This is a genomic window from Bacillus sp. A260, from assembly GCF_009861435.1.
GTDB lineage: Bacteria > Bacillota > Bacilli > Bacillales > Bacillaceae_G > Bacillus_A > Bacillus_A cereus.
Window position 1 is genome coordinate 3,003,290 of record NZ_CP046398.1, and the last position, 11,997, is coordinate 3,015,286.

Here is an 11,997-nt window from a genome sequence, read left to right on the forward strand (position 1 = left end):
ATCCAATAAAGCATATATTTGTTGTTACTTAGTTAATAAACTTAATAGAGATGGTTTCTATCTTCTTTCTTTACTTAAGACGATCTTTTGTAAAATACACAAAAAGACCGTCACAGTATTGTGACTAAAAAACAAGAAAATTTCAATAACTAATACTATTATTATTTATTTTTAGCTTTTAAGACACCCAGCGCTATTTTGGTTGCTTCTGCAATAAGCTTATCATCGTATTTAGCATCCTCTTTATCATGATTAGAAAGTATCGCAAGAACAATTGGCTTTTTATTTGGTGGCCAAATAATTGCGATATCATTTCTGGTTCCATAAGATCCTGATCCAGTCTTATCAGCTACTTCCCATCCTCCTGGAACTCCAGCACGAATTAAGTTGTCTCCCGTAGTATTCCTTTTCATCCAATCTATTAATAAATCCCGTTTCTCAGTTGAAAGTACATCTCCTAGCGCAAAAGCCTGAAGACTAGTAGCTAATGCCTTTGGGGTACTAGTATCATGTACGTCTCCTGGATGCACTTCGTTTAACTCTGGTTCAAAACGTTCAGGATTTGTAACGGTATCTCCTATTTCTCTCAGTGATTTTTTGAATTCACTAGGTCCACCTAATTGTTTAAGAATAAGATTTTGGGCAGTATTATCACTATATCGAAGGGAAGCATCTGCAAGCTCTTTCAGAGTCATACCCCTATCAACATACTTTTCTGTAATTGGATTGTAATTAACAAGATCTTCACGAGTATACAAAACTCTTTGATTTAGATCTTCTATTGATTTCTTTTGTAAAAGTACTCCCACAGCTAAAGCTTTGTGGGTAGATGCGTATGCAAACCGTTTATCTGATTGATACGTAACGGTTTGATTCGTATCAGTGTCCAATGCATAAATACCGAGTTTAGCATCAAATTCTTTTTCAAGTTTAGCAAAAGAATCATTACCAGTAGTTTCTTGTTTGGTTTGATTTGTTTGTTTTGTTTGTTTAGGTAATTCAGACTGAGTATTGCCATCGGAACAGCCTATAAGCGTTGCACATGAAAGAAATACTACAGGTACCATCTTTTTGTAATGTAAAATGTTAAAAAACTTGTTTAAGACTATCATACATTTTCAACCTCTTTCAAGAATATATAGTTTTTCTAGGTGTTATACATATCGATACAATTAAAGAGTGTATCGGATATCACTCTTCTTGCATCTCACTTTTCATCAAATGATTGAACTATCATGAACACCTGTTTTATACGTATACTTAATAGACAACCTAAGTAACAAGTTTGTTCCATTTTTATCAGTAGTCGTATCTAGAAACCTAAAAAAGTCCATTTAGAAGATCTAAATGGACTTTTTCACTCATATAATCCTATCTATAGTTAAACGAATAAGATTAAATACATTTAAATTTTCTTGTTTTATCTACTAAACTGTTTAGGCATTTCTTTAACGTGCTCATCATCATCACGCCAATCATAGGTTTCTTTCTGTGAAATATCTAAAGTTTGATCTCCAATTCTAACAATATTCTTATTTACCCATTCAATATATGGATCGGTATCTGGATAATTCCAATATATATTTTTCTCTGAATCTGTATCAAGGTTAACTAATTCACCCCTAACAGCATCCGCACTTAATGATCCTGCATTATGAAAATAAGTCTTGATGAGATATTTTCCATCTGGAGATTCCACTGTTCGAATTAATTCCCCTTTTGGAACACCTTGCAAACTAAAAAGTTTCCAATATCCAAATCCAATTATAATTACTAACATAGTAAGTATAGTTAGTAATACTTTTCTTTTCGTTTTTTTAATTTCACCTTTTGTATTTATAATACTCATTCAACTCCATTCCACAGAACCAATACCATATTATACCACCAAATAAATGGTATAATATATCAAAAATAAAAATCCTCCCGTAATTGTATTATAAAAAGGGCATGTGATGATCTCCCTATTTATAAAGTGAAACTTTAATCCCCCTCACCAATCGGGCTACCCGTCAATGCGGGATAAACATGAAAATTCCCCTTTAAGAAAAATATAAAAAATCAGACAGTATACTTGAATTGCTCTTCGCATGAGAATATACTAATAGAGCAGGCTATGACGTTCCTTCCTTCTAACTTCTTTGGCGAAATAGGGATGTTACTTTCCTGCTAAACACATAGGCTATGACAATTCTTCCTTCTTTGTAGAAATTTCAAATTGTTTTAGAATTGTCAATTCCCTATGAAAAATAATTAGACTATAAAACCTCTTTCTTCTTTGGGATTGAATAAACTTTAGTTTATCAACCATTGATGTAGAGGTTTTCTTTTCTTAATTAACAAATTACCACTTAACAACTAAATGTTATACCCCTAATTTTTCACTAAAAAATAGCTTTATACCCTCAGTGCATTTCTCTACAATTAGTGTGTTTATGCATGTAAAAATAAAAATCTACCACTGAAAGGAGGACAGTCAGACTATTCCCCTCTTTTATAAGGAGTGAATAGCTGGCGTTCTCATGAAAAATTCTATTTACATAAGAAGAAGTTTGAAAGTAATTATAAAAAGAGAAGAAAATAAACTACCGAACATGTATTTAGCCACTGTTTTAAAAAACTTGGAAAGTTTAGGATTTACTTTTTCTGAGCCTTTAATAGAAGAGTTGCAAACACTTTCGGTTGGTGCATTCACATCGTTTTACAAAGAGTTGGTAAAACATTTAAAAGAAATGGTTGGTGCACATATTCAGTTTACTCCTATGTATCCAAACTTTCCGCAACAAATGATGGATTTAAGTGACGCTGATTTATACATCAATGCCGTTATTCATTATGTGACGTTGCGCCTACCTGTATCAAAAGTAGAAGAACGACTTCCTCTTTTAGATAGCGTTGATTTGAAAGTGATTGACTTAGGAAGTGAAGAAGATTTCAATCAAATGATTTCTCAATTGATTCGTGCAAACAGCTCTATTTCCTCAACTGATAAGACAGATGTAGAATGGGCTATTACACACACTGAAGATGTTTCCTGTTTTCTACCTAATGTAATTCCTCATAAGGAAAATATGTCTTTTATAATTGGGGTTTTATTAATAAACAGAAAAATATCAGCCGATGCTGCTGCAAAGTATTTTAAAACAGCAACTGATGTTCTTCGCCTTGCAGTTGCTTTATCTGAAGGCGATGTGAGTTTAGCATCCTCCGTTCGATTCAAGAAGTTTAACCGAGCAGAAAGACGCTTCCTTTTAGGATTGTTAGAGCAATGCGGAAACATTACCGAAGATATGCTTCGATACAAAAAACGTTGGATTCGTTTAGGTGAAATTCTTCATCCAGCAGAATATCATACTCGTTTCCCAAAAACCCACCGAGCATTTGAGATTCTTCGCAACAACATTAAAGTTGAAACATTTAATGGAAAAATAGAAGCAGCTTTGTTGAATCGTGATATCATGACAGCGAAAAATCTTTTAAAAACTCGCCCGGGGGAATTTGCCAGACGCTTGGATCATTTAATCCGTTTATGTAGTGATACGTCAACAGATGTTTTCAATATTCTCGAAGAGTTTCTAAGTATAATAGGAGACGTTTCTACTCCTGTATTACTTCAACTCACGGCTCATTTTAAGCATCGAAATGATAAAAATGAATTTCGCACCTTTTTTCCAAAGGGAAATGTAGCAAAAGCTATAGGTATTGAAAATACACTTCCATTTATCTCAGAGGATATTTGTTTAATGATTGTAAAAATGTGTGAAGATACTTTAAAAAATCGCTTCGCAGAACTTCCAAGTCTCGGAAAAGTATTTTTGGATGAACAGTTAAAAAATCACTTAGTTCCCTTCTCTCAACGTTCAGCCAGCAAAGCGCTTCGCACATTATCTCGAGGAAGTAAAGTAGATTTGCCAGAAGGAGATACGATTCGTTTTTTCCTATGGTGGAAAGAAGGCTATGTGAATGGACAACATACAGGACGTGTTGACATTGATTTGTCTGCTGCAATGTACGACGAAGATTGGCAATACAAAGAACATGTATCCTTCACGAACTTACGTTCAAAAAATTTCAAAGCCTACCATAGCGGAGATATTACTTCTGCACCAAAGGGAGCATCTGAATTCATTGATTTCGATATTCCGTCTGTGCTGAAATATGGTGGACGCTATGTAGTTATGACTTTGCTTTCTTACACAGACCAACCATATAAAGATTTACCAGAATGCTTTACTGGTTGGATGGTTCGTCAATATCCTGGTTCAGGTGAAATATTTGAACCTTCTACTGTTCAAGATAAAGTGGATATTACTGCCGACACCCAAATCTCTATTCCAGTTATTTTAGACTTAAAGGAACGAAAATTGATTTGGACAGATTTGTCTCTTACAAGAGATCTAACTTATGATAATACCATCGAGGCTAATCAAAAAGGTATGATACTTGTTGGAAAGGCTTTAACTAATTTAGTTAAACCGAATTTATATGACTTGTTCCGATTACATATTGAAGCTAGAGGTGAACTCGTTCAAGACATCGAAGAAGCAGAAAGCATTTTTTCTTTGGATAAAGGGATTACTCCTTTCGATATTGAAAAAATAATATCTGATTTTATTGCTGACCCACAAGACTAACTACATTACAAACATTGATAATGTGTGGAAAATATCCATATATAATGTCTATGTGAAACAGGACCTGATAGATGAATATCAGGTCCTGTTTTTTATTTAGTAGATACTAAATAGTCCGGTTAATCACTATTCATCTAAATACACTATACTAATAAAGTGAAATTTATTCGAAAGAAATTCATTAGTTAATACGTAACTAATTAAGAAACATTCATATACCAGCCCAAACATCTTTTCCATATCGCCCTTCATCTTGCACACGATCCAACCAATTTCTTGCTTCTTGTTCACTGACTTCATGAATTTCTTGATATGCTTGACAAAGGGTATCTTCTACATCCGGAGCCATTTTACTTCCATCACCACATATATAAAGATGAGCTCCATTATCTAATAACGAAATTAAATTGATTCTATCTTGTTTTATTAAATGCTGTACATATGTTTTTGGATGTCCCTCTAGACGAGAAAAAGCTGTGTGTAAAGAGATTAATCCATCTCTTTCATCATTTTCTAATTCTGTACGATAGAGATAATCTTTTTCAGGATGACGACAACCAAAATATAGATGCGCTTGTCCTAAGTTAATACCTTTTTGCTTTTGAACACGACGCGCTTGCAAGAATCCACGGAATGGTGCAATTCCAGTACCTGGCCCAACCATAATAATTGGTGTTTCTGGATCTTTAGGTAATTCAAAGTTTGATTGTGGCGTTCGAATGAAACAGATAATCTCATCTTTATTATGACGCTGAGCTAAGTAATTAGAAGCGACTCCTTCATATGTCCCTTCCCCACTCCATGCAGGCGCATTAACAACACCGACCGTAATGCTCAGACGATTGTGTGCAACGAGTGGAGAGCTTGAAATAGAATAGTAACGCGGTTTGAGCGCAGGAAGAAGTTCTAAAAAGCGTTCAAACCGGATTTCACAAGCCTCATACCTTTCAAGAAGGTCCAACATTGAAATCCGTTTCTTTAATATTTGTTCATGATAAACTCCTTCTTCTAATAATGCTTCCAATTCTTTTTTATGAGGAGGACATGCTGTGAATGTTACCATTTCTCGTATTTGTGCTCGAGTGGCTGCTTCTTGAACTTCAACACTATAACTAAGAAGGTCCAATAAACTAACAGGACTGTCTAAAGGTATGTGATTTATACTTCGTCCACTTGCACTCAGTATAACTTGATCCTTCCCATTTAATCCAAAACGTTTTAAAATTCGGTTGATATTTTTCTCGCTATTAACTGGCAACACTCCAAGGTGGTCTCCTTCTTTATATGTAGCGCCTTCTGGCAAAGATACCTCGATATGTCGTGTACTTCTATCACTGCTGGATGATTGGAGTTCACGATTTTCTAGTATAGATGCATAAACTGCTTCATATATTCGTGCAAGAGGAGATCCTCCAAGACGACTAACAAATTGCAGACTCAAAGTACTGCGCTCTTTTTCCATATTTTTGTTGAGCTCCAATCCAAACGCCTTCATCGCATCAGACCACATGTTTTGTTTCCATTGCTCAAGCTGTTCCTCGAAATCACCACTTGCATCTGCTTCTCCGCGTTTAGAAAATCTTGTTGCTCCTTTTTGAGCCATCTGCTCATCAATGTATCTTGGAATCCGTTGGTAGGTACTAGCCCAATTATGATCTCCACAACCAAAAACTGCGTATTGAACCCCTTTTAGCTCATCTGGTTTTAGTTCCTCCAACCATTGCACAAACTGCCCTGCATTACTTGGCGGTTTTCCATTATAAGAAGAAGTCACAATAAGTACCGCTCCTTCTTTTGGCAAACTTCCAATTCGATCGTTAAGAGCTACCACTTCCGTTTGAACTCCTTCTAAACTAGCTGTATCTGCTAATTCTCTTGCAATACCTTCTGCTACACCTGTATCCGAGCCATACAGAACAAGAAGTGAAAGATTATCGGCCCCAATAATAGAAGGTGTCTTCTGGACGTGCTGCTTAATTTCATCGTTTTTCAGCTTGTCCTCTGTAGATGCAAGAACAGTAGGATGACTAATAGTTTGTTTTCGGGGTAGAATCCTAATCTTAAAATCACCGGGCTTTAGCGTTAATGTTTGTTTTACGTCCAGCTGATAGTTTTGATAATCAATTAATTCAAAATGTTGAAGAAGCATTCCCATTACAAGAGTGGCTTCATGAAGTGCAAATTGCATACCGATACATGCTCTCTGGCCATTTCCAAATGGCTTATAAGCATGATGAGGAACCTTATCTAGCTCTTCAAATCGTTCAGGTTGGAATTCTTCCACATTGTCTCCCCATGCATCTTTATCCCTATGTAGCTGTGGAATAAGAACAGAAATACGATCTTCTCCTTTCTTAATTGGGTATTTCCCGCCAATCACTGTATCTTCTTTTGCATAGAGACTGAATGCTGGAGCGGTAGGCCATAGACGTAGCGATTCATTTAAAATCATCCGTATATACTTCAGTTTCATAACTTGTTGGTATGTTGGAGTAGAATCTGTCAAAACACGGTCTACTTCTTCATAGGCTTTTTTCAATTTATCCGGATTCTTTAATAAGAAGTAAATTGCAAAAGATAACAATCCACTTGTTGTCTCATGTCCAGCTATTAAAAAAGTAATAATTTGGAAACGAATGTTTTCATCATCTAATTTTTCACCAGTTTCCGGATCTGGCACATTTAGCATACGGGAAAGTAAATCATTTTCTTCCTGATCTCCACTACTTTTACGTTCAGCAATAATATTATCTACTAAAGAAAACATAGATTGAATATCATGCTGAAATTGACGTTTCGTTCTCCACATAAGTTTGTCTTCTATATCCAGCCGCTGCAATTGGTGCATCGCCTCATCTAGAGCACGGGTCATGCTAGTAATAAAAGGATGAGGGGTCTCACGATAAAAGCTATTGAATCGGTAATTAAAACCACATAGACCAATTGTATCTAACGTAAGACGAGTCATATCCTCCGGAACATCTACGTTTTCATTCGGATTAAGCCGTGCCCATTTTTGAACGAGTTGTACAGCAATATCGACCATCATGGCATGGTAATCTTTCATTGCCCGTTGGCTGAATGTAGGCATCAAAATATTATGAGCTTTTTTCCAGTTAGGCTCGTGAGTCTCGCTAGTAAATAATCCGTCCCCAGCAAAGGCACGAACTTTTGCTAAAGCACCCTCTATACTTTTATCGAACCGCGTTTCGTCACAGACTTCTGCTACCAATTCATGTCCAGAAACGACAATGATGGTATCACTTAAAGTTTGAATTTGAAAAATGGGACCATACTCTTCCGCTATCTTGATAAAGGATAGGGTCGGTTTATCTTTATCGATTAATGGGAGATTACCCAGCGGTCCATATGTTTTCGGCTGAGGAATGGCAGATACTTTTTTTTCCATTTAAAACACCCTTTCAAAAAAGCATGAAATAAAGTGAAACTTTAATCAGTGGGGGTTTTGTTCATCCCCCACTGATTATTAGTTGAACCAATCGGGCTTTTACGGGCAGTTGGTCCCCCACCTAACTTCTTTGCTTCCGCTAAATTTTGAGGTGGGGGTCTTACTGCCCGTTAATGCGGGATAACATATCCCATTTAATAAAGAGGAAATAGCAACTAATCGCCTGGGATAAAGATATGTAATTGATTACCTTATTTTATCTTTTCCCTAACTATTCATGATTATGATATTGCGTATAAGCTTGGCAATTAGATTTATAACTTGTAGAAAAATACTAAATTAAAATGAAGCGAATAAATATAGTTGGAGCCTTTTAATGTTGGTATTAAAAGATAATCTAAACTTGTAATGTTTATGAGAAATTGCAAACGGATCTCATCTCTTGTATTTGTTTATAAAAACGATTATTTTGATTTATTTTCTTCTAAAACACCCCAAAATAGAGAAGTTGACGAGCTTAAGATTGTAGTATTTGAAAAATCAGTGGTTTAGTTAAACCAATACAATAAGCAATATACCGTGTTACTAATGAAAGAGGACCTGATATGAACATCAGGTCCTCTTTCACTATATAATTATGTCACTGCTTCTTTCAGTTCTTTTCCCATTTTAAATACCGGCGCCTTAGTAGCAAAAATTTGTATTTCTTTATAGTTTATCTAATCAGCAAACAACTTGTAGGAATCATTATCTAACGTTTTATTCTTCTCTACCGATTTAACTTCTCGACAGCTTCCGCACTTGTATCTACACGTTTAACGAAAAAAACTAATAGTAGTGCAACAACATTCATGCCAAGCGCTACATAAAATGAATATTGAATTCCAGATAATAAAGCCTTCTGAGTTACTATTGCCTTCGTAGTTTCTGTAAAGGTTGTTGGATCTATATGAGACATTAAACTTTCAGCTTTTGTTTTTGTTACAGAGTTCATAATCGTAACAAGAATAGCAGTACCAATCGAACCGGACACTTGTTGAGCCGTATTATTAACAGCTGTACCGTGCGGATTTAAGCGAGTTGGCAATTGATTAAGACCATTTGTCATAAGTGGCATCATAACCATCGCCATCCCAAACATCCGCAGTGTGTAGATAAGAATAATATGTGTGTGACTAGAGTCAATTTGCAGACTTGCCAACATATAAGTTGAAACAGCTGTAATGGAAAGCCCCACTATGCCAAGAATCCGAGGACCATATTTATCAAATAGTTTACCTGTAATTGGTGACATAATCCCCATTATAACCGCACCTGGAAGCATCATCAGCCCAGAGCTCAGCGGCGAAATACCACGGACGTTTTGTACATAAGCTGGTGTTAAAATCATACCCGAAAACATGGCCACCGCGTTAACAATTGCAATTACAGACGCAAGTGCAAACATTGGGTACTTGTAAACACGTAAATCCAATAACGGCTCATCCATTTTTAATTGACGAATAATGAAAGCAATTAGGGCAATAGCGCCTATGATTAAGGTTGTTAAGACAAATTTATTTGTCCAACCATCGGAGCTTGCAGAACTGAATCCATATAACAAACCGCCAAAACCGACAGAAGATAATAGTAATGAGAGATAATCAAGTTTTGCATTTTTGTTTTGTTTCATGACATTCTCAGATTTCCAAATCCCTAACAGTAAGCTAATGATTGCTAGCGGTAAAATCATTTCAAACAGCAAACGCCAGTCATAATACTCTACAATATAACCTGATAGTGTCGGTCCAATTGCTGGAGCTGTAATCATAACTAGTCCAAAAATCCCCATTGCTGTTCCCCTTTTTTCTCTCGGAAAGCTTACTAGCATAATATTCATTAACAAAGGCCCCATAACTGAAGAGCCTGCCGCTTGAACCATCCGACCAGTAAGTAATAAACCAAAGTTCGGTGCTACAGCCGCTAAGGCAGTACCAAGAATAAAAATCACCATAGATGTAATAAATAGGCTCCTATTTGAAAAACGCGTTATTAAAAATGCTGATGCCGGAATTAATATACCACTTACAAGCATATACCCTGTAGAAAGCCACTGGATCGTTGAATAATCTTGAATGTTTAAATCTTTCATTATTGATGGCAAGGCTACATTTAAAAGGGAGTTATTTAGAAATGAAACAAATGCCCCAATAAAAAGGATTACAAGCATTAAATATGGTGGTTTTCTTTTATGTAATGTTTCACTCATATATTTAATTGCCCCTTCATTATAAATTTCATTGATTCGTTTAAATCATTTACATATTTGCACAAGAAAACATTACCCTTGCAGTATTTTGCCAAACTCTTCGAATGGATATTCTCTTTTTAGCAATTCCACTTGCTCAACATACCATTTTAAAATCTTTTTGTTGATGAAACCTTTATAAAAACGTTTGTTAACGGAATTTAAATTAGGCTGAAATACACAAAATAAGCAACTGAAAATCCCCTTCTAAAATAAAGTGAAACTTTAAATCAATGGGAATTTTACAGGCAGTGAGAAAAATCAACAAGACCACGCACCCATTCCTTTAAATACAGGCTTGTAGATCTAGTTATGTAACCATCCAAAAAAAGGAATATTACATAGGCTAAGTCTAACATTACATTTTTAAAGTGAGGGGAATTAGCGTATGCACCAATATTGGTATTTGAAGTCACAGGGAAACGGGGAACAATATAATAACAAAATTTCATTATATTCACAGCCCGAAATAACTAAATTTGAGGTAATGAATGATTTGAAGCTTCCTGAGAATTGGAGTTACCGAGTTTATCAAGTTAGTTGGGATTCATCAGCCAATTATACGGGGTTCAATCCCCAACCTCCTCCCTTCTCTTTGGGGCAGCAGCCAATTAATTATGCAGGGATAATACCACAAGGTCACCCTGCTAATTGGACTCCATTACCAGGTCATGCAGGTTTTAATTTTCAAAAACCTCCCTTCCCCTGGGCGCAACCATTCAATCATACAGGGATGTTCGCACAAGGTCATCTTGCAGCTTTACTATCGCCGCCAGCCAAGCCTTTTCATTTCAATACCAATAACTCGGGTGTTTTTGGAAACCCTCCAGGATGGGGTGGTCCGTGGGCCCCAATAGGATGGGGAAATAACGGAGGTAACGGTCAGCTAGGACTGCTTGGAAACTTACTTACAGCAGGAAAAGGCACCATGAGTGGAATAGGAATGATCAGTAGTTTAATCGGGATGGGGAAGTTCTTCTTTTAGTTAATTAGAACAGGAGAATGTGGCTGTAGCTTTAATCAGCCACATTTAAGGACAGTAATCTCCCACCTAACTTCCTAGCATAGCATTCGCGGAAATTTTAGGTGGATATGTATTGTTACAAGTTACTGTTTTACTTTGAGTACTCCTTTACTTTCTTATCAAGTGCCTTACTATAAGCATCTTTGTTTTCCTGTGATAACTCATAAACTGCTTTTTTCCAATGCTCTCCGTCTACACCTGATAAAAATTCAGTACCTTTCATTGCAGCTTCTTGAATCTTCTGTTTATCTTCTTTACCAGCATCCTTAATTAACTTCGTTGCTTTTCTTGCCTCTGTTACCCCTTCTTGTATGGATTTGTGAATGTCTTTGTATGTATCAGGTACTTTTATGTGTTCCATATTATCTAAAATTTTATCTATCTCGTTTGATGTTTTTAAAACAGCTTTTGCTTTTTCTTTATCCTTTAAGGATTCTCCTAAGTTTAGTAATAGTTCATCCTTCTTAAATTGGAACTCTACCACTTGCTCACATATGTAGTACGGATACTGTTGTTCGGAAAGTATTGTTATTGCTTTACTAGTTTGCTCAGTCTTATGAGTAGAATCTTTATCTCCTACCTCGCATCCGACTAACAGCATAAATGGAACTGCTAACGTTACTAGTTTCTTTGCTCTCATTAT

At 36.0% G+C, this 11,997-nt stretch carries 7 protein-coding genes; 2 read left to right on the forward strand and 5 right to left on the reverse strand.

The genetic code is table 11. The features are described 5' to 3' along the window. Window positions 1-161: 161 nt before the first annotated feature. Entirely contained in the window at window positions 162-1,112 is a 951-nt protein-coding gene (gene bla, locus GD442_RS15130; RefSeq protein WP_016512586.1) for a class A beta-lactamase, read from the reverse strand. A gap of 308 nt (window positions 1,113-1,420) precedes the next feature. After that, the gene (locus GD442_RS15135) at window positions 1,421-1,849 is read right to left on the reverse strand and encodes a DUF5412 domain-containing protein (RefSeq protein WP_048657193.1); all 429 of its coding nucleotides are present in this window, start codon (window positions 1,847-1,849) and stop codon (window positions 1,421-1,423) included. A 673-nt stretch (window positions 1,850-2,522) separates the two neighbouring features. On the opposite strand from GD442_RS15135, the gene GD442_RS15140 reads away from it, so the two are divergent. Next, window positions 2,523-4,634 (forward strand): TerD family protein, encoded by a 2,112-nt coding sequence (locus GD442_RS15140; protein WP_100655062.1) that lies wholly within the window; start codon window positions 2,523-2,525, stop codon window positions 4,632-4,634. A gap of 211 nt (window positions 4,635-4,845) precedes the next feature. On the opposite strand, the gene cypD is transcribed toward GD442_RS15140, so the two are convergent. Both cypD and GD442_RS15150 read right to left on the reverse strand, forming a co-directional pair. Then, complete coding sequence (gene cypD, locus GD442_RS15145; protein WP_159365115.1) at window positions 4,846-8,043, reverse strand: bifunctional P-450/NADPH--P450 reductase; 3,198 nt, start codon at window positions 8,041-8,043, stop codon at window positions 4,846-4,848. Between the two features lie 769 nt (window positions 8,044-8,812). After that, window positions 8,813-10,291, reverse strand: coding sequence for a DHA2 family efflux MFS transporter permease subunit (locus GD442_RS15150; RefSeq protein WP_000005108.1), 1,479 nt, complete (start codon window positions 10,289-10,291; stop codon window positions 8,813-8,815). 427 nt (window positions 10,292-10,718) lie between these two features. On the opposite strand from GD442_RS15150, the gene GD442_RS15155 reads away from it, so the two are divergent. Further along, window positions 10,719-11,315 carry a hypothetical protein gene (locus GD442_RS15155; RefSeq protein WP_000554419.1) on the forward strand — a complete coding sequence of 199 codons (597 nt, stop codon included), beginning with the start codon at window positions 10,719-10,721 and terminating at the stop codon, window positions 11,313-11,315. Between the two features lie 130 nt (window positions 11,316-11,445). On the opposite strand, the gene GD442_RS15160 is transcribed toward GD442_RS15155, so the two are convergent. Continuing rightward, entirely contained in the window at window positions 11,446-11,994 is a 549-nt protein-coding gene (locus tag GD442_RS15160; protein ID WP_001201796.1) for a hypothetical protein, read from the reverse strand. Between the last annotated feature and the right edge of the window lie 3 nt (window positions 11,995-11,997).